21 protein-coding genes are annotated in these 17,965 nt (G+C 50.0%); all 21 read left to right on the forward strand.

Annotated elements, in window-relative coordinates; genetic code table 11:
- Positions 1-164: 164 nt before the first annotated feature.
- The 21 genes from ACFVQB_RS18105 (at position 165) to ACFVQB_RS18205 (ending at position 17,782) form a co-directional block, all read left to right on the forward strand.
- Complete coding sequence (locus ACFVQB_RS18105; protein ID WP_379441877.1) at positions 165-323, forward strand: hypothetical protein; 159 nt, start codon at positions 165-167, stop codon at positions 321-323.
- Between the two features lie 322 nt (positions 324-645).
- Positions 646-783 carry a hypothetical protein gene (locus tag ACFVQB_RS18110; protein WP_379441878.1) on the forward strand — a complete coding sequence of 46 codons (138 nt, stop codon included), beginning with the start codon at positions 646-648 and terminating at the stop codon, positions 781-783.
- A gap of 38 nt (positions 784-821) precedes the next feature.
- The gene (locus tag ACFVQB_RS18115; RefSeq protein WP_379441879.1) at positions 822-941 is read left to right on the forward strand and encodes an NAD(P)H-binding protein; all 120 of its coding nucleotides are present in this window, start codon (positions 822-824) and stop codon (positions 939-941) included.
- 369 nt (positions 942-1,310) lie between these two features.
- Positions 1,311-2,033: a TetR/AcrR family transcriptional regulator gene (locus ACFVQB_RS18120; protein ID WP_379441880.1), complete on the forward strand. Its 723-nt coding sequence runs from the start codon at positions 1,311-1,313 to the stop codon at positions 2,031-2,033.
- A 27-nt stretch (positions 2,034-2,060) separates the two neighbouring features.
- On the forward strand, positions 2,061-2,807 hold the full coding sequence (gene map, locus ACFVQB_RS18125) for a type I methionyl aminopeptidase (RefSeq protein WP_379442844.1): 747 nt from the start codon (positions 2,061-2,063) through the stop codon (positions 2,805-2,807).
- Positions 2,808-3,072: 265 nt separating this feature from the next.
- Entirely contained in the window at positions 3,073-3,540 is a 468-nt protein-coding gene (locus tag ACFVQB_RS18130) for a hypothetical protein (RefSeq protein WP_379441881.1), read from the forward strand.
- A complete protein-coding gene (locus ACFVQB_RS18135; RefSeq protein ID WP_379441882.1) occupies positions 3,537-4,613 on the forward strand; it encodes a CehA/McbA family metallohydrolase in 1,077 nt (358 codons plus the stop codon). The genes ACFVQB_RS18130 and ACFVQB_RS18135 overlap by 4 nt, the downstream gene beginning before the upstream one ends.
- Positions 4,610-5,362: a glycerophosphodiester phosphodiesterase gene (locus ACFVQB_RS18140; RefSeq protein WP_379441883.1), complete on the forward strand. Its 753-nt coding sequence runs from the start codon at positions 4,610-4,612 to the stop codon at positions 5,360-5,362. The genes ACFVQB_RS18135 and ACFVQB_RS18140 overlap by 4 nt, the downstream gene beginning before the upstream one ends.
- A gap of 8 nt (positions 5,363-5,370) precedes the next feature.
- Positions 5,371-6,411, forward strand: a complete 1,041-nt coding sequence (locus ACFVQB_RS18145) for a LacI family DNA-binding transcriptional regulator (RefSeq protein WP_379442847.1) — start codon at positions 5,371-5,373, stop codon at positions 6,409-6,411.
- A complete protein-coding gene (locus tag ACFVQB_RS18150) occupies positions 6,387-7,211 on the forward strand; it encodes an ABC transporter permease (RefSeq protein WP_379441884.1) in 825 nt (274 codons plus the stop codon). Before ACFVQB_RS18145 ends, ACFVQB_RS18150 begins: the two co-directional genes overlap by 25 nt.
- 42 nt (positions 7,212-7,253) lie before the next feature.
- Positions 7,254-8,294, forward strand: coding sequence for an ABC transporter ATP-binding protein (locus ACFVQB_RS18155; protein ID WP_379441885.1), 1,041 nt, complete (start codon positions 7,254-7,256; stop codon positions 8,292-8,294).
- 14 nt (positions 8,295-8,308) lie between these two features.
- Positions 8,309-9,475: an extracellular solute-binding protein gene (locus ACFVQB_RS18160; protein ID WP_379441886.1), complete on the forward strand. Its 1,167-nt coding sequence runs from the start codon at positions 8,309-8,311 to the stop codon at positions 9,473-9,475.
- On the forward strand, positions 9,472-10,311 hold the full coding sequence (locus ACFVQB_RS18165; RefSeq protein WP_379441887.1) for an ABC transporter permease: 840 nt from the start codon (positions 9,472-9,474) through the stop codon (positions 10,309-10,311). Before ACFVQB_RS18160 ends, ACFVQB_RS18165 begins: the two co-directional genes overlap by 4 nt.
- A 185-nt stretch (positions 10,312-10,496) precedes the next feature.
- Entirely contained in the window at positions 10,497-11,036 is a 540-nt protein-coding gene (locus ACFVQB_RS18170; RefSeq protein WP_379441888.1) for a glycerol-3-phosphate responsive antiterminator, read from the forward strand.
- A gap of 144 nt (positions 11,037-11,180) precedes the next feature.
- The gene (locus ACFVQB_RS18175) at positions 11,181-11,894 is read left to right on the forward strand and encodes a glycerophosphodiester phosphodiesterase (RefSeq protein WP_379441889.1); all 714 of its coding nucleotides are present in this window, start codon (positions 11,181-11,183) and stop codon (positions 11,892-11,894) included.
- Between the two features lie 18 nt (positions 11,895-11,912).
- Positions 11,913-12,746 (forward strand): HAD-IIA family hydrolase, encoded by an 834-nt coding sequence (locus ACFVQB_RS18180; protein ID WP_379441890.1) that lies wholly within the window; start codon positions 11,913-11,915, stop codon positions 12,744-12,746.
- The gene (locus ACFVQB_RS18185; RefSeq protein ID WP_379441891.1) at positions 12,743-13,621 is read left to right on the forward strand and encodes a metallophosphoesterase family protein; all 879 of its coding nucleotides are present in this window, start codon (positions 12,743-12,745) and stop codon (positions 13,619-13,621) included. Before ACFVQB_RS18180 ends, ACFVQB_RS18185 begins: the two co-directional genes overlap by 4 nt.
- Before the next feature lie 24 nt (positions 13,622-13,645).
- Positions 13,646-14,734: an ABC transporter ATP-binding protein gene (locus ACFVQB_RS18190; protein WP_379441892.1), complete on the forward strand. Its 1,089-nt coding sequence runs from the start codon at positions 13,646-13,648 to the stop codon at positions 14,732-14,734.
- A complete protein-coding gene (locus ACFVQB_RS18195; RefSeq protein ID WP_379441893.1) occupies positions 14,731-15,603 on the forward strand; it encodes a carbohydrate ABC transporter permease in 873 nt (290 codons plus the stop codon). The genes ACFVQB_RS18190 and ACFVQB_RS18195 overlap by 4 nt, the downstream gene beginning before the upstream one ends.
- Positions 15,604-15,622: 19 nt before the next feature.
- Complete coding sequence (locus ACFVQB_RS18200; RefSeq protein ID WP_379441894.1) at positions 15,623-16,447, forward strand: carbohydrate ABC transporter permease; 825 nt, start codon at positions 15,623-15,625, stop codon at positions 16,445-16,447.
- A gap of 24 nt (positions 16,448-16,471) precedes the next feature.
- Positions 16,472-17,782: an ABC transporter substrate-binding protein gene (locus ACFVQB_RS18205; RefSeq protein ID WP_379441895.1), complete on the forward strand. Its 1,311-nt coding sequence runs from the start codon at positions 16,472-16,474 to the stop codon at positions 17,780-17,782.
- Positions 17,783-17,965 lie beyond the last annotated feature (183 nt).

Raw genomic sequence — 17,965 nt, forward strand, 5'->3', positions numbered from 1 at the left:
TACGCCTAAAGGCAAAGCGGTATAAAGCCTGGCCCGTTCTGCGTGACTCTTCATAGTGGTGAAACTTACATCGGTTACATCACTGACGTAATAACGGAGGTGTGGTGCTTACGGGGGGAGGAACGATATCAAGCACGGCCGTTCTCAGAACCGGAAAAAGGTGAATGGTACGCGTAAGTCGTCTACCCGTTGGCGCACAGTACTACGCGCAGGTTTCGTCCTTTCTGCCAATGATGGGTTCGCTGTTTGGCGGGGCGACTTTGGTTGGAGGTCTAACGGAAAGAATACGAAAGAGCGGATGGAAGCTGAAGAACCGTGATTGAATATCAATATTTTCACCGTCACTTAATCCTTGATTGCTGCCTTCTGGCCTATTATTCTCTAACTCTTGGAGGAAAAACTTCAGAAATCGATTTCGAAAAAAGGTGCCTCCTTTACTCGCCAGCACTGCGGAGAAGAATAAATAATGACGCTCAAAATACTCGAACCATAATAACCCCGCATCTATATAATCAGCGTCACTGCCTGTCGAATTGCAAATTTCCCGCATCTCGTCAATATGTTCTTCGATCCATCTTTAACACTTGAGAATCACCAGCTTTCAGTTGCATAGGTCCAACCAAAAACTTCCCGCCGGGTGCCTTCATGTCGAAGGGAATCCCGAATATGCTTGCGGCAAACTTCTCGCCAGGTACCGTCATGTCGGAGGGAACTCCGAATATCCTTGCAGCCTGTCAGCGTGCTGGAGTTAAGCGCCTAGTCATGCAGAGCGGCATTGTCTGAGCGATGGGGAAGAACTTTCCGCAGTCAATCGGTGGGCAATGCGCATTCACCAGCGCATCTTCTCGAAGGCGATCAAGGACAAGGCCATTGCCGAGCGTGCAGTGCAACGGAGTGACCTGGATTGGGTTATTGTACGACCGGCCTGGCCGCCACTTTGAAATATACGGCAGGCCCCTCAGATCGCATCGCTCCACTCCGGACTCTTTATAGACTGTGCCGACTGCCTTGTGCGGGCGGCGACGAGTGAGCCAGCATGGGTCAGGAAGATCGTTAATGTTGGACGATAGCATACAGATGAGGTTTCCCGTTCCAGTTATGGAAATACTAAAGAGAATATGACATCGGATTTGCCCAAGGATTATTCCTTTGTCATCCAAAACACAATGTTAACCATCAGCAATGATGAGCTTGACTTGATAAGAAATAAAAATTGTTCTGGCGTGGGTTGTTATTCGCAAGGCAATGTTTTATATTGGTTTTATATCGACATTATAGTAGGTCAAAAATAAAAGAGGTGAGCGGACGAGATGACTCCACGCACGAAAGAACAAAACGAAGAGATTCGGATGCGGCGACTGGCGCAAATCCGTAAAGCCGCTGCCGATGTGTTTTTGAATAAAGGGCCTTTATTGGAAATCCGCGATGTGGCCGCGCAGGCAGGACTCGGCTATGGCACGGTGTACCATTATTACAGCAATAAGGGCGATTTGCTTCACGATTTGCTATGGGACGCGTTGGAGCGGTCTGAGGGGTGGCCAGAGGCCCCGCGCGTTTCGGATGCGAACGAGGAACCAGTGGGTGAGCATTTCGGCTTGGCTGCGTCGGCGGATATCGGGAAGTCGGCTGCCACGGATTCCAGAAACGAAAGCCGCGAAACGGCCGCTACCGAAAAGTTTGGCCCTATCGCCGCCGCTAGCGTCTGGCTGCTGGAGCTTTGGGCAGATGACCACGCCCTATATCTGCTGCATAAGCTGGCTGTTGAGGGTTTTGCCTGGCTACCTGAAGCTCGCTCGACCAAGCTCTCGGCTGCTTTTCAGCATGATGTGATTACACCGTTTGCCGCGTTGGTGGACACCGGGCATGCGAAGGACGGGGATGCCGCTTCCGGAGGAAACGCGGCGGAGCAGCCGTATCGGCTACAGCGCGCGGAAATGCTGCTGGCCGCCTTGGTTGGCTGCGCCTCGCTTTCCCTGCGCCGCGAAAAGCTGCACGAGGAGGCGATGGATATCGTCCGGTTTTTAAAATTATAGGATGCATAAGGAGTGAATAAACAAAAGATGATCATTATAAAATCACCTAGGGAAATCGAAGAGATGAAGCCGGCGAGCCAAATTGTTGCGGACTGCTACCGCGAGGTGAGCAAACTGATCGAGCCTGGGATCACCACCCGAGAAATCAATGATTTTGTTGCCAGACACATCACCAAGCTGGGTGGCAAGCAGTTTACGAAAGGCTATAACGGTTTTCCCGCCGAAACCTGCATTTCGATCAACGATGTGGTGGCCCACGGGATTCCTTCGAACCGGGCACTTATGGACGGAGACTTGCTGAAGCTTGATATCGTCGCGGAATACGGGGGATGGTTTGGCGATTCGTGTATGAGCTATGCGGTGGGCAATATTCGGCCGGAGGCGCAAAAATTAATGAAGGTGACAAAGGAATGCTTAGATCTGGGAATTGCCCGTGCTATACCCGGGGGCCGACTCGGCGACATAACGTCGGCGATTCAACAGCATGCCGAAGCGCACGGGTTTTCGGTCGTACGCGATCTGTTGGCGCATGGGATCGGGCGGAGCCTGCACGAAGAGCCGACCTATGAGCATATCGGCGTAGCCGGCAAAGGTATTCGGTTAAAGGAAGGCATGGTGTTTACGATTGAACCAATGATCAACGAAGGTACGTTCCGAATCACGATCGACGACGATCGGTGGACGGCGAGAACGGCCGACGGCAAGTTGTCGGCGCAATATGAGCATACCATTGCAGTCACGCCGGATGGACCACTGATTTTAACGGCTCAGTAAGAATAGATGTTAGCAGGTGGTAGAAGCTTCCTGCCCCTTGTATGCAGTGCGAAAACAATCTAGCGATAAAAAGATAAAAGGGACCGTCTTCTTTTAATAGAAGTCCGGTCTTTTTTGCATTTACAGAATATTAACACGATGCAGATACGGATCTGATTTTTTGCACGTAACATAAGTATTAGATGTGGGAACGGTCCCACATTCAGCAAAAAGTGTATAACGTAAGTCATGAAGATAACGGAATAATGAAAGGTGGCATGGCGCAATGAAGCTGCTGGATCTACAAGGATATGTATCTCCGGAGGATTCCAAAACGCATATCCGCATTCCTTTTGAGTTGGACGAGGGCTGTGGAAAGCTGAACCTGCGATTACAATATACGCCGAAGACGCTCGAAAATCGGGAGAAGGCGCTGCGGTTGCTCAAGGACAGTTACGATCTATACATTTTGCCGGAACATCGGGAATACGCGATTGCCAATGCTGACCGGCATCTCCCTCTGAAAAATCTGGTCACACTCTCGCTGGACGATGCGCGGGGATATCGTGGGGCGTGCCACCGCCAAGACGAGGTGCAGGATCTATACGTATCGGAGAGAGAAGCTTCTCCCGGCCTTATGGCGGGCGAGCTGGTTCCGGGGCCCTGGAGCGTCACATTAAGCCTGCACTGCATCGTGACCGATACGTGCGCTTACCGGCTGGAAGTCTGGACGACAGAGGAGGACTCGATATGAAGTGGTTCGCCTGTGAACTGCATACACATACGCTGCACAGCGATGGCAGTCAGACGCTGGGAGAACTGGCAGCGGGAGCAGTCAATCTGGGCTTTGCCGCCATCGCGCTGACCGATCACAATACGATGTCCGGCTTAAGCGGCAAAGCGGAAATCGAGCAGAAATACGGACTGCGAATCATCCCGGGCATGGAGTGGACAACTTTTTACGGCCATATGGTGACGATAGGACTGAGTGCTTTTGCCGACTGGCGTCAAGCGAATCGGGATGGAATCGATGAGGGGATCGAGAACGTGCATCGCCTCGGTGGAATCGCCGGGCTTGCTCATCCCTTCCGAATCGGCAGTCCGGCCTGTACCGGTTGTTTCTGGGAATACGAGATTGGGAACTGGTCCGCTGTCGATTACATCGAAGTCTGGTCCGGCACGTTCCCTTCCATTCAAACGAACAATCGGCGAGCATTTGATCTGTGGACTCACAAGCTGAATGAAGGATATCGGATTGCAGCCACTTCAGGCAGGGACTGGCATGCGCAGGGCGAGACAGACGATCCGATCTCGGTTACTTACCTCGGCATCGAGGACGACGCAGTGGCGGGGAACGGGGACTCGACAGCCCTTTCGCTCCATGAAGAAACGCTTATCCAAGCGCTGCGGGAAGGGCGTGCGTCCGTAACGATAGGTCCTCTACTTACCCTGACGCTTGACGCTGGAGGTACAGTCTATGCAATTGGCTCTGCGGTTCCAACGATAGTTGAGAGGCGGAAAGCCGTAGAGGAGCCAATCCGGGCAAACTTGACGTTGGACTTCTCGGTCCGTGCCGGACTGTGGTCGCTGCCGAAGCAGGTCTGCAGATTGAAGCTTCGCTCCAATCTGGGCGAGGAGCTTAACCTGGAAGTTCCGTCTTCATCGGACGGACAGATGATGCAATTTGAAGCCCAACTGAGGGAGTCCGCGCCAAATACCCCCCGAAGGTGGATTCGCGCCGAGCTGTGGGGAACCGTACGAGGAGTCCATATGCTGATCGCCTTTACCAACGCGATCTACTTCGAAGAAGGAGGATATCCGCGATGAACAAATTTCCGCTAATTACGGCTCATACCGGCTGCATGGGCCATCCCGATCATTCTTTCGAGTCACTTCAGGAGGCCCTGAGACTTGGCGCAGATATTTACGAAGACGATATCCGGTCGACTCGGGACGGCGTGCCGGTACTCGCCCACGATGACGATATCGTTTTGTCAGATGGAAGCCGCGGCAGTCTTGCAGAAATGACACTGAAGGAGTTGAACTCCGCTAGATTAGCGCCCATTCCGACGCTTCAGGATGTGCTTGAGCAGATACGCGAAGCTGGTAAAATCATGAATCTAGATATCAAAACGGACAAGGCTCTGGAGCCGGTCTCCGTTCTAGTTGATCGGATGGGTATGGCGGAGATGGTGTTTCTCAGTGGCTGCGAATACGGGTCAGCGGTTAAAGCTAGCCGGTACGCTCCAAGCATCCGCAGGCTGCTTAATGTGAACATGCAAAGCTTCGGGAGTTTGCGCTACAACGAGGCAATGTTCCAGGCGTGTGCAAATGCTCGCGAAGCCGGCTGCTTTGGGATTAACGTGCCGTATCAGGTCGTTCAGCCAGAACTGATGGAAGTTGTGCAGCGGAGCGGTTTGGCTATCTACGTCTGGACGGTTATGGAGGCTGACGACATGCGGAGACTTGCACAGTTGGGCGTCGACTCGATAACAACCCGTGATCCGGCGAAGCTGATTGCCGTCCGGGAAGAAACGGATTTTGCAAAGGAGAATAGGGATTGGACAATAAGCTGAATCATAGTTTGCGGGAGCTGGCCCAACTGGCCGGAGTATCGAAATCGACCGCTTCTCGGGTTATCTCCGGAAACGGATACGCGAGTCCCGAAGTCCGGGATCGTGTTCTCAAGGCGGTCGAGCAGCTTCGCTACAAGCCGAGCGCCGTTGCCCGGGCGATGGTCGCCAAGCGTACGTACAACATCGGAGTCATCGTTTTCCGTGACAGATTGCCGATCGTGTCCCACACGCTGTACGGCAGAATCATTGACGAGATACTGATGGCCGCTGAAGCGATGGGCTACTCGATTTTCCTGAAGACCGACCGGGAAATGTCGCTACGCTCCACCGATTATATGCTGGAACAGCGGGTGGATGGTCTCATCCTGGTCAGCCGGCTTCAGAAAAACGTCATCGATTACGTCAAAAATTTCAATATCCCTTATCTGATGGTGAACGGATCGACGGAAGATCCGGACGTGGTGCATCTCGTGAGCAACGATGAAGCCGGAGGAGAACGGGCGGCAGAGTATCTGTATGACTGCGGACACCGCAAATTCTTCATTATCGCCGGGCCGGGCGAGCATCGGAGCCACTCGCTGCGACTGGGAGGCTTCCAAAAACGGCTGGAATCCCTCGGCGTTAGTTCTGAACAGGACGGGTTTACCGTCGTCGAGTCTTTGGAATCGAGCTTCGATTCCGGTCGGAAGCTGATGGAGGAGCATTATGCGGCATTCCGGGAGGGAGGATACAGCGCTCTGTTCAGTACGAATGACATGCTGGCACTGGGCGCAATGAAGGTGCTGCTGGAGCGCGGTGTCCGTGTTCCGGAGGAAGTATCCGTCATGGGTTACGACAATATCGAAGTGGCCGGTATGTACCACCCGTCGCTGACTACCGTCAGCGTGGATGCATCTGGTATCGGCCGAGACGCGGTATCGATTCTGGATCGCCTGATTAGCGGCGAAGGCAGCGTGCCGCGCTTGATTGAATACGAAAGCGAAGTGATTGTCCGTCAATCGACAAATGGAAGGGAGGACGGAACATGTTTTGGTACTGGAAACACGTAGGTCCAAGAAGAATTATCGAATTTGTGTTGCTGACCGTGTTCGCTGTTTTTTTTGCGGGTCCGCTGGTCAACCTGCTTGTGCTTGCCTTTAGTGAAAAGTGGAATTATCCGGACATTCTGCCCCAGGTATGGGGCTTCAAATGGTGGGAATTTGTACTGGCCAAAGACGATATCGTCTCGTCGATCTCACTGTCGTTCCTCATTGCTACCCTGGTGACCCTGCTGTCCATCGTCGTCTGCATCCCAGCAGCGTACGCCTTTGCAAGACTCCAGTTTCCGCTGAAGCGGATGTTCCTGTTCTCGTTCCTGCTGACACACGCCTTTCCGAAAATGGGGTTGTATGTCTCCATCGCGGTCCTTTTCTACCGGATTGGACTGATGAATACGCTGCTCGGCGTTGTGCTGATCCATATGATCAATGTGTTGATGTTCATGACCTGGATTCCGACCTCCGCCTTTCGTAACGTTCACCGGGCGCAGGAGGAATCGGCGAGGGACGTTGGGGCAAGCCCGTTCAAAGTGTTCCGAAGCATCACCCTGCCAATGGCGATGCCCGGCATCATGGTCGCTTCAATCTTCACGTTTCTCAATTCGCTCGATGAAGCGCAGGGGACGTTCCTGGTCGGCATTCCTGATTACAAAACGATGCCAATCGTCATGTACTCCATTATTTCCGACTTTCCGAGCAGCGCCGGAGCTGTATTCTCCATCATCCTGACGCTGCCGACCATTATTCTGCTGGTGGCAGCCCAGCGGCTGGTGAGCGCGGACGTGCTGGCGAGCGGTTTTCAAATGAAATAAAAATGTTTCGGTCGATATACCTAAGCAAAGGGAGGCAGAAGTATGCAGTTGTCTGTACGAGAGTTAGCCAAACGCTACAAAACCGGTGACGGGGTCAGCGGCATCAACATCGATATCGAAAAAGGTGAGCTGGTCACCCTTCTTGGTCCCTCCGGGTGCGGGAAAACTACCGTATTACGGAGCATCGGCGGATTTCTCGAACCGGACTCCGGTGACATCCTGATCGAGGGCAAGAGTGTCATTCAACTGCCACCGGAGAAACGGCCGACCTCGATGGTGTTCCAGAGCTATAATTTGTGGTCGCATATGTCGGTATACGACAATCTGGCGTTCGGCCTGAAGATTCGCAAAATGCCGAAGGAAGAGATCCGCACAGCGGTTGAAGATGCACTCAAGCTGGTTCGACTGTCGGGTTTCGGGAAGAAATATCCGGCCGAGCTTTCGGGCGGACAGCAGCAGCGGGTTGCGCTGGCTCGGTCGCTGCTGCTGAATCCGGCGGTACTGCTGTTGGACGAGCCTTTCTCGGCGCTGGACGCCAAGCTGCGGCACGAAATGCGTGAGGAGCTGCGTGAGATCCAAATGAAGACCGGGCTGACAATGGTCTTTGTCACGCATGATCAGGAAGAAGCACTGTCGTTGTCCGACCGCATTATCGTCATGAATCACGGGCGCATCGAACAGATTGCTCATCCGCAGCAGATTTACGATAAGCCCGCTTCATTGTATGTCGCCGGTTTTATCGGCAAAATGAATTTCCTTAAGGGGGTGGCGGAAGGGGAGAGCATCCGGATTGGACATCTTCGCCTGCCGAACGAGAAGGGGTTAAGCGGACAGGTGACGGCTGCGGTCCGACCAGAAGACGTACAGGTGAGCAGTACTACGACGGGTGAAGATATTTTGGCGGGCAAGGTCAAGCAGGTAATGATTCTTGGGCATTACGCCGAAGTTACCGTGGAACTGGTGGAATTCGGCATTATACGTGCTTTTCTGAACAAGGAATTCGTTGAGCAACTGCAGGTAGGAAAAGACGTCGGCGTCTCGATCTCGAAAATGACCGGATTCCCGGTCGATGAATCGAACTGAGGAGGATGAATGATATGCGTATGAAAAAGCCATTTTTATCATTGTTGACTGTTGTGGGATTATCAGTGTCATTGCTGGCCGGGTGTGGAAATGGAAGCGAGATTAAAAGTAGCACCACCACCGGGGGGAACGCTGCTGCATTGAGCGATCCGGTAAAATTTAATTTCTACTTTACGGGCTCTCAGAACGTCAAGGATCTGTGGGATTCGCTGGAGCCGATGTTTGAGAAACAGCATCCGGATATCGACGTGAACCTGGTCTATATCCCTTCCGGTACTGGCGCTGAGCCGACCTACGACCGGATCGTGGCCGCTAAGAAAGCCGGTAAGGGCTCAGGAGACATTGACCTGTACGAGGACGGAATCACCTCCGTCGCGCAGGGGACAAAGGATGGTATTTGGGAGCAACTGAACGAGAAGGACATTCCTAACCTGAGCAAAGTCAACACGGACACGATGAAGGATGTGGACAACTTCGCTGTTCCGTATCGTTCGTCCGCCGTGGTTCTGGCCTATGACAGCAGCAAAGTCTCCAATCCACCAACTACGCTGGACGAGCTGTTGCAGTGGATCAAAGCCAATCCCGAGCAGTTCGCCTACAATGACCCGTCAACGGGTGGTTCCGGCAGCTCGTTCGTGCAGACAATTGTCTACAAGGACTTGCCGGAAGAAGACATTCACAACTCCGATCCGGCGATCATGGAGAAGTGGAACGGCGGATTCGACACGCTCAAAGAGATCGGACCTTATGTATATGGGCAGGGCATCTATCCGAAGAAAAACCAGGGCACGCTGGATCTGTTGATGAATGGCGAAGTGTCCTTAATTCCGGCCTGGTCGGACATGGTGCTGCAGCAGCTGAACGAGGGTTTGTTGCCGGACACAATTAAGATGCAGCAGATCACACCGGGCTTCAACGGCGGACCAACTTACCTGATGGTCAACCAGGAGTCGGACAAGAAGGAAGCGATCAATGAATTTCTGAACTTTGTCCTGTCCCCTGAAGCACAGGAAGTGATCGTCGACAAAATGAACGGCTTCCCAGGCATTGAGCTCTCCAACATGTCGCAGGAAATGCAGAATAAGTTCGACGGTGTGGCCGAAGGCTTCCGCACGTTCAACATCGGGGATCTGGGCACGGAGATTAACAAACGCTGGCAGAGCGACGTTGCCGCGAAATGAGTAAGGAAGCCAGACAGTCGATCATAGGCCTGGCGATGGTGCTCCCCTCCTTCGCCATCCTGTTGATCGTCGTCATTATTCCGATTGTTCAATCCTTCATCATGAGCCTGAGCAACGGCTCGGGCGGATACGATCTGAGCCGCTATACCTATCTGTTCACTGATAAGGGGATGCGCAGCAATATCGTATTTACGCTTCGGGTGACTGCCATTACGTGTGTTGCCGTGATCTTGGTCAGCTACACGCTGGCGATCTACATGCGCTTCAACCAGGGGCCGATCGTTAATCTGATTCGTAAAACGTACATGATCCCGCTGTTCATCCCTGGTGTCATCGCAACTTACGGTCTAATCAACTTGCTTGGTAATCATGGTTGGCTCGCCCGCATGCTTGAAGTGGTCGGAATCACGCTGCCACGCATCATCTTTGACGAGAAAGGGATTATCATCGCCAACCTATGGTTCAACATTCCATTTACGACGATGCTGCTCAGTTCCGCGCTGTCGGGCATTCCTTCATCGATCATTGAGAGTGCAAAGGATGTGGGTGTAGGCAGACTGACGCTGTTTACCCGGTTTATTTTCCCGCTGTCGTACAAGACATTTCTCGTTGCCCTGACCTTCGTCTTCATGGGGGTTATCGGCTCGTTCACTGCGCCCTATCTGATCGGAGCCAACTCTCCGCAGATGCTTGGTGTCTCCATGCAGCAGGTATTCAGCGTTTTCCAGGAGCGCGAACAAGCCGCAGCGATCGCTTTCTTCTCATTCCTGCTCTGCTCGGTGCTGGGTGCTTTCTACATCCGGTCGATGGCGGAAGAGGAGAAGGCGAAGATTTAGACGGGTTTCAAAAAGCTGAAGTGCTCCTTTATAGGGAGCGCTTTTTTTTTGATGGGAAAACGGATTCAGTACTTTCTCTATTTTACAAAGGTGAAAATTAACAACCCGTTTACATCACAATGATACATAACGAATAGTTCAGCTTTAACATTTAAGAAGACAAACGAGGGAACGAGGATTGACTCATGAAGAATTATCCTATCATAGCCTCCATCACGACAGATGAACAAATTTCACAAGCTATAGCAAGCGATGTGCAGCGAGTTATCTTGATGACAGGGAACATTACCAATCTGGGTTCAATCATAGAGAGTCTGCATCAAAGTGGCAAACAGGCTTATGTGCATACCGAGATGGTATCCGGGATTGGACGAGATGCCTCAGCAATTCAATATCTTGCAGATGTGTTCAAAATCGACGGGATCGTGACGACAAAGAGCAACGCAGTTTCTGCGGCCAAGCAAGCGGGCATATTAAGCATTCAGCGCATATTCGCCATTGATACGGCAGCAATAACGACTGCGGTTCGTATGATTATGAGCTATAAACCTGATGAGGTTGAACTGATGCCGGGGTTAATGCCTCGAGTCATCCAAGAACTAAAAGAACGAATCTCACAGCCATTGATTGTGGGCGGCCTTATCCGGTATGAGGAAGAAATACAACAAGCATTAAAGAGCGGGGCAGATTTTGTTTCGGTAGGCCATGAGAAATTCTGGAATTAATTAAATTCATACATTTATCCTTGGGTGGAGACGACGAGAAAACCCGGTGGTAAGTAAATCAAAACAACCTTGATGTTGAAGGAGGGTGATTTGCTGCTGGGTTTTTTGTGTTGTCCAAAAATATATAACGGGAGGTAATAGAGCATGATCATTCAAGCAGTTGCTCATCGCGGCTATCCAAGTAAGTATCCTGAAAATACGATGTCTTCCTTTTTAAAGGCGGTAGAGCTTGGGTTCACACATCTCGAACTGGATGTTCATCTCAGCAAGGATGGAATTCCAGTGGTGATTCATGACCATACGCTTGACCGCATGACAAATGGAACAGGCAGGGTGGCTGATTATACTGCTTCGGAGCTGCAATCTTTAAAAATCAAGCAAGATGAACATATTCCAACCCTTGAAGAAGTGCTGCGTGCTTTAAAGGGTAAGATTCAACTTAACATTGAGCTTAAGCAGATGGGAAGCTATTACCCTCATCTGGAGGAAAGAGTACTTGAAGTTATTGAGGAATTCAACATGCTGGATCAGGTAGTAATTACGTCATTTGATTTTGATGCTCTGGAAAAGATCAGGGAACGATCTGGTGATGTACGTATTGGTCTCATTACCTTTGGCTGTTCGAAAGCTATTCTGGACTGGTCATTAGAGATGGGTGCGACGTTCTTGTCCATACACCATGCGTTTGTGACCGAGCATTACATTCATCAATGCAAAGAATTAGGAATCCAATTGATGGCGTGGACAATCAACGAGACTTCCATCATGAAGAAATTTCAGGAGTATCCGTCCGTATGGGTCTGCACTGACGAACTGGAATGCTTCATCGATGTATTGGAGTTGTCCAGCTCATTGTGAGCGGGCAGGATTAACGTCATGGAAGATGTATATGCTTACGATGCTTATTGCTTTGATTTGGACGGGACGATCTATATTGGCCAGATGAGGCTTCCTGGCGTGAATAGCTTCATAAACAGCTTGCGGTCAAAAGGCAAACGCCTGCTGTTCCTTACCAATACTCCTGTTCATACCAAGGAAGATTGCTACAAACGCCTGCTGAGTTTGGGCATTTCGTGCCAGCCTGATGAAATTCTGACTGCAGGTTACGTGTCGGGAATGTATTTTGCAGAGCATGCACCGGACGCCAAGGTGCTGGTTGTAGGTGAGGAGGCTTTGCGGAGGGAACTTCGGGCACTCGGGATAGCAATTACAAAAGATCCATATCGATCAACACATGTGTTAGTCGGAATGGATCGGGAATTTAACTACGATAAGCTCCATCTGGCGGCAAAAGCAGTGCGCCATGGAGCGGCTCTGCTCGCAACTAATCCGGACAACTGTTGTCCCATTCAAGGGGATATCATTCCGGATACCGGAGCCATTCTAAGCTCGATTGAGGCGGCCAGCCAGCAGAAAGCATCGGTCGTGATTGGCAAACCTTCCCGCTATTATGCAGAGAAGGCGCTTCAGCTATTGAATGTGGATCGCAGCAGATGCCTGATGATAGGTGATCGGCTGGAAACAGATATTTTATTTGGACAGCAAAATGGAATGAAGACTGCGCTCGTGCTTACGGGGATCTCTTCAAGAGAGGATATCGGAAAGACAGATATCGCTCCGGATTATATATGGCCTTCATTTAACGAATTCATCATGGAGCAGCAGGTCCATCCAAAGCCTTCCAATGTTTTGCAGGTGGAGAAGACTTGAACCGCAAGGTATCCAAAATAAAGATGGAGGTGGCGTTTATGCGTCTGGCATTACTTGGTGATCTTCACTATTCAAGCATGAGTCACGGGACGGAAGAAATGAGGGCTGCAAGAGTCCGGGCATACGAGCATATGCTCAAGGCTTTTCTGAAGGAGGATGCGGACTACCATATCTCAATTGGTGATTTAACGCATGAAGGAACGGCTCAGGAACTTCGATCCATTTTCTCCATTCTTGCAAAAAGTGAACGGAGATTCATTCATGTGCTGGGCAATCATGATACGTATTCGCTGCCAAAGCATGAAATTTCCACGCTAACAGGTCAGGCGCGCTACCAGGCCATTGATACGCCTCACGTCAGGCTGATTTTTCTAGATACTACCCAGGAAATGAACCGAGAGGATTGGGGAGGGGAGCTGGACGAAGAGCAACTGACATGGATTAAAGGCCAACTTGCCGATTCGCATGAAAAGCAAGTGCTCTTCTTCGGGCATCATCCGGTATTCGATACGACTGCGCGCTCGACACTGGAAAAGCTGTATATCCGTCCGCAGGATGAACTGAGGGGTATATTCAACAGTCGGCCAGAAGGTGGCATCTATTTTTGCGGGCATAATCACATGAACTCAATCGTTAAGCAAGGAGAATGGCATTATGTACAGACTGCAGCTTGTCTCGATGTGCCGGCATACCGCGTTATTGAAGTTCATGAGGGCGAAGTAATAATAACTCACCAACGTATGCTGGATGCTGATCTCAATAATGATATTCAGAGCTTTTGTCGTGATACGCCAGGCTTTGGACCTGTTGCTAATGCATTGGGTGAAGAAAACGACCTTATCTTATCCGTTCGAATAGCATCGGCCGCACAATAATGTGAAGAAAAAGGAGGGAATGTCGTGGCTCAAATTGTATTAAAGCAGATCGAAAAAAGCTTCAAGCAGGATAAAGTTATCGAAGGTCTCGATCTGACCATTGAGGATGGTTCCTTTACGGTATTGGTCGGCCCGTCCGGCTGTGGAAAATCAACGACACTCCGTATGATCGCAGGACTTGATAAGGAGTCGGGTGGTGAAATTTGGATCGGGGACCATTGTGTCAATGGAGTGGAGCCGGGCAAGCGCGATGTCGCCATGGTATTTCAAAACTATGCATTATATCCAATGATGACGGTAAAGGAGAACATTGAATTCGGATTGGTGAACCGCAAGGTGCCTCGGACAGAGCGAGAGCGTCTCGTAAAGGAGATCACCGAGGTTGTCGGCTTAGCCGAGTATTTGCACAAGAGACCACAAGCTCTGTCCGGAGGTCAGCGTCAGCGAGTTGCCTTGGCTCGAGCCATGGTTAAGAACCCCGCAGTCTTCCTGATGGACGAGCCATTGTCGAATCTGGATGCCAAGCTACGCCATCAGATGCGAACGGAGCTGATTCAGCTTCACAAACGGCTGGGCGCAACCTTTGTCTTTGTTACTCATGACCAGGTTGAGGCCATGTCGATGGGAGATCGTATCGTCATCATGAATAAGGGGCGTATTCAGCAAGCAGATCGTCCAATGAAAATCTACGATGACCCGGATAACGTTTTCACAGCCCAGTTTATTGGCACCCCCCCAATGAATGTGATGGATCGTGAACGTATTCTGCCATTTTTGAATGTTCGGCTTCATGACGAAATTGGGCAGGTTGGCTTCCGTCCGGAGAAGGCAACGATGACGCTTGATCAGATTTCGCAGTCAGGACATGTACAGTTCACGGCCCGTATCCTGACGCGCGAGACACTAGGAGCAGAAATCATCTATCAACTAGATTCCGCGCTTGGACCTGTTGCCGTGAAGAGCTTCTTGAAACCGTTGGAGTCAGCCTCTGAGGTATACATCACCGTGTCTGAGCAGGACCTGTACTATTTTGATCGAAACGGTGTGCGTGCTCGTCAGTATGAGCTGGCGGAAGCAAAGGAGCTAATTGTCCTGGGAGGGGGATATTCATGACCGTCTGGTCCAAGCTCCGTCCCTATGTATTGGTGGCTCCCTCCATCGTGATATTCTCCATTTTTTTCATTTATCCGATCTTTTATATGATCTTCTTGAGCTTTTACAACTGGGATTTCATTAATCCGGTCAAGGAGTTTGTGGGCTTCAACAACTTTGTTGAGCTATTTAAAGATAGTGCATTTCTTCAGGTGCTGAGCAATTCCTTGAACTATACGCTTCTTTCCGTATCCTTATCCATTGTGATTTCGCTTCTGCTTGCGATTTGGCTGAATCGGGAAGGGGCATGGTACGGGTTTGTTCAGGGCGCGCTTTTCAGTCCACATATTGTTTCACTTGTATCGGTATCCCTGGTGTGGATGTGGTTAATGGATCCCAAATTTGGTTTGCTTAACGGTTTGCTTGATATGGTCGGCTTGCCTAAGCTGGCATGGCTGAGTAGTCCAGACAGTTCATTACTGTCGCTTGTACTTGTTTCGGTCTGGAAAGGCGTGGGCTACAACGCCCTCATCTTCATCGCGGGCCTCCAAAGCATTCCCAGGGATGTGTATGAAGCCTCAGCTCTGGACGAGGCCAATTGGTGGCGCAAATTCTACAAAATTACGCTGCCCATGCTTTCGCCGACCCTGTTTTTCTTAATTATCATTAATTTGATCAGTTCATTCCAGGTGTTTGAGACCATTGCCATTATGACTAACGGGGGTCCAATCAATTCAACCAACACGCTCGTCTTTTACATCTACGAGTATGGATTCCGCTACTTCAAGATCGGTTATGCATCGGCAGCGGGAGTTATACTGCTCGTTGTCGTTGGTCTGCTTACGCTAGTCTACTTCAAGTTGCTGAGCCGCAAGGTTCACTACCAATAGAGAGGAGAAGGGAAATTTTATGGCAAGGAAGTCATTGCTGCGTACGCTCAATATTACTGCCACAATAGCATTGGTTGCGATTTTTGCTATCCCTTTTCTATGGATGATTTCAACATCTTTGAAGTCTTACCCGGAGACGGTAATCTTTCCACCCAAGTGGATTCCCTCCAAGGTGATGTGGAGCAATTTCCAAGCAGCGTGGGAATCGGGGCCATTTTTCAAATATCTAATGAACAGCGTCGTGGTATCGGTCAGTATACTTATTCTTCAATTCACGACCATTATATTGGCAGCCTACGCTTTTGCAAGATACTCCTTCAAAGGAGACAAGTTGTTATTCGGAATAACGATGGTGACATTGATGATTCCTGGTCAACTCATTTTCCTGCCTGTGTATTTGTTGATGAGCAAGTGGGGACTCATTAATAATCTGCTGGCACTCATTCTGCCCTTCTCTTCCAGCGCCTTTGGCATATTCATGCTCAGGCAGTCATTCAAGCAAGTACAGGAAGAACTTATTGAAGCGGCGAGACTTGACCAGGCGCCGGAATGGAAGATCATTCTTAAGATTATGGTGCCGATGGCACGTCCAACGTTGGTAACCTTTGCATTGTTCAGCTTTATTGCACACTGGAATGATTATTTCTGGCCGCTTGTGATGACAACCTCTGATGCAGCAAGAACACTTCCGATTGGAATATCCAAGCTGCGCGAGGTTGACGGAGGAGCTGCCTGGCACATTTTGATGGCTGGAAACATGATTTTGGTCGTTCCGATTCTTATTGTTTTCTTATTTGGACAACGTCAAATTATTAAAGCATTTGTCTATTCGGGTGTAAAATAATCGAATTTATAGGAGGATTTATTCATGAAAAAATTTGGTTTTATTTTGTTAGCAGCAACCCTTGCACTCGCAGTAACTGCTTGCGGTGATTCCAACTCCACTGGTTCAACCGATAATGCTGCTTCAGGTAGTTCGAATGGCACTTCCAACAAACCAATAGAGATTACATATTGGTACTCATGGGGAGACAAGATTGCTGAGAACAATGAGAATTTGGTTAAAATGTTTAACGATTCCCAAGATGAAGTGATTGTGAAGGCGGAATATCAAGGGACTTATGCAGATCAGCATTCTAAGGCACAAGCTGCATTCGCAGCCGGCAATGCCCCCGAAGTATGGCAAAATGAAATTGCCTCAGTGGGTGTGTTTGCGGAATCCGGCATGACGCAGGAGTTGACTTCTTTTGTGGAGAAGGATCAGCTGGATATGGAAGATTTTATTCAAGGGCTCATGGGGAATTCCTATGTGAATGATAAACTGTATGCTCTTCCTTATTTACGCAGCACCCCGATCCTGTACTTTAATCGTACGATGCTGAAGGAGGCGGGCCTTGATCCTGCTGGACCCAAGAATTGGACAGAGTTTGAAGAGTATGCTCGCAAGCTAACGATCAAGGATCAGCGCTATGGCATCTCGATGCCTGTTGATATTTGGCTCTATGAGGCTTTTGTAAGGCAGAGTGGAGGAACAATGATCAGCGAAGATGGAAAAAGTGCGGCGTTCAATAATGAAACCGGCATTGAGCCTGTGAAGCTGTGGCTGAAAATGAAAGAAGAAGGCAGTATGAGCATTGGTACGACCGATGATGCCGGTACGCAAGCGAAGACGGATTTCCACAATCAGCGTTCAGCGATGCTGTTCTCCTCCACTGCGGACCTGACAAATAATATGAAGGTTGCAGAAGATCAGGGCTTTGAACTGGGAACGACATTTATGCCTGCGAATGATACGTATGGGGTGCCGACAGGTGGTGCTAACCTGGTTATGACTTCTGGCCTGTCTCCAGAAAAGCAGGAGGCAGCGTGGAAGTTCATCAAGTGGATGACCGCCAAAGAGCAAACGATTTATGCAAGCTCCTTTACCGGATATTTGCCTAGCCGAATCAGTGCAGTGGAAAGCGATGAAATGAAGAAGCTTTATGAGGAAAAGCCGCTGTTCAAGGTGGCGGTAGATCAACTGGAATATGCGAGTCCGCGTCCAATGCAGAAGGTTTATCCGGAGATTGGTGAAATGATCAAGAATGAGATTCTTCGCGCGGTCGTTGATTCTTCCGTTTCGGCAGAGGCAGCTGTAGCTGAAGCGGCGAAGAAGGCCGATGCCTTGCTGAATAAGTAGAGTTATGATTTAAAGAGACCAAGGAGCTAGGCGGCATATATCCCGCTTAGCTCTTTAGTTTGGATGACAGAAAAAGTGGTCCAGGTGTGAGAAAGACTTCTGTCAAAAATATAATAAAATCATGATCTTTATAGTTTTTCAATGGTATCACTTATTTTGATGAATTGACCTATAGCGAATACC

The organism is Paenibacillus sp. NPDC057886 (assembly GCF_042796655.1).
Lineage (GTDB): Bacteria > Bacillota > Bacilli > Paenibacillales > Paenibacillaceae > Paenibacillus.

What these genes read in the sequence shown, in the direction of transcription:
- ACFVQB_RS18170 (WP_379441888.1), top strand. Translation starts at nt 10,497, where the DNA reads ATGAAGAATTATCCTATCATAGCCTCCATCACGACAGATGAACAAATT.
- ACFVQB_RS18150 (WP_379441884.1), top strand. Translation starts at nt 6,387, where the DNA reads ATGTTTTGGTACTGGAAACACGTAGGTCCAAGAAGAATTATCGAATTT.
- ACFVQB_RS18155 (WP_379441885.1), top strand. Translation starts at nt 7,254, where the DNA reads ATGCAGTTGTCTGTACGAGAGTTAGCCAAACGCTACAAAACCGGTGAC.
- ACFVQB_RS18110 (WP_379441878.1), top strand. Translation starts at nt 646, where the DNA reads ATGTCGAAGGGAATCCCGAATATGCTTGCGGCAAACTTCTCGCCAGGT.
- ACFVQB_RS18175 (WP_379441889.1), top strand. Translation starts at nt 11,181, where the DNA reads ATGATCATTCAAGCAGTTGCTCATCGCGGCTATCCAAGTAAGTATCCT.
- ACFVQB_RS18105 (WP_379441877.1), top strand. Translation starts at nt 165, where the DNA reads ATGGTACGCGTAAGTCGTCTACCCGTTGGCGCACAGTACTACGCGCAG.
- ACFVQB_RS18120 (WP_379441880.1), top strand. Translation starts at nt 1,311, where the DNA reads ATGACTCCACGCACGAAAGAACAAAACGAAGAGATTCGGATGCGGCGA.
- ACFVQB_RS18195 (WP_379441893.1), top strand. Translation starts at nt 14,731, where the DNA reads ATGACCGTCTGGTCCAAGCTCCGTCCCTATGTATTGGTGGCTCCCTCC.
- ACFVQB_RS18135 (WP_379441882.1), top strand. Translation starts at nt 3,537, where the DNA reads ATGAAGTGGTTCGCCTGTGAACTGCATACACATACGCTGCACAGCGAT.
- ACFVQB_RS18115 (WP_379441879.1), top strand. Translation starts at nt 822, where the DNA reads ATGCGCATTCACCAGCGCATCTTCTCGAAGGCGATCAAGGACAAGGCC.
- ACFVQB_RS18140 (WP_379441883.1), top strand. Translation starts at nt 4,610, where the DNA reads ATGAACAAATTTCCGCTAATTACGGCTCATACCGGCTGCATGGGCCAT.
- ACFVQB_RS18160 (WP_379441886.1), top strand. Translation starts at nt 8,309, where the DNA reads ATGCGTATGAAAAAGCCATTTTTATCATTGTTGACTGTTGTGGGATTA.
- map (WP_379442844.1), top strand. Translation starts at nt 2,061, where the DNA reads ATGATCATTATAAAATCACCTAGGGAAATCGAAGAGATGAAGCCGGCG.
- ACFVQB_RS18200 (WP_379441894.1), top strand. Translation starts at nt 15,623, where the DNA reads ATGGCAAGGAAGTCATTGCTGCGTACGCTCAATATTACTGCCACAATA.
- ACFVQB_RS18205 (WP_379441895.1), top strand. Translation starts at nt 16,472, where the DNA reads ATGAAAAAATTTGGTTTTATTTTGTTAGCAGCAACCCTTGCACTCGCA.
- ACFVQB_RS18165 (WP_379441887.1), top strand. Translation starts at nt 9,472, where the DNA reads ATGAGTAAGGAAGCCAGACAGTCGATCATAGGCCTGGCGATGGTGCTC.
- ACFVQB_RS18130 (WP_379441881.1), top strand. Translation starts at nt 3,073, where the DNA reads ATGAAGCTGCTGGATCTACAAGGATATGTATCTCCGGAGGATTCCAAA.
- ACFVQB_RS18180 (WP_379441890.1), top strand. Translation starts at nt 11,913, where the DNA reads ATGGAAGATGTATATGCTTACGATGCTTATTGCTTTGATTTGGACGGG.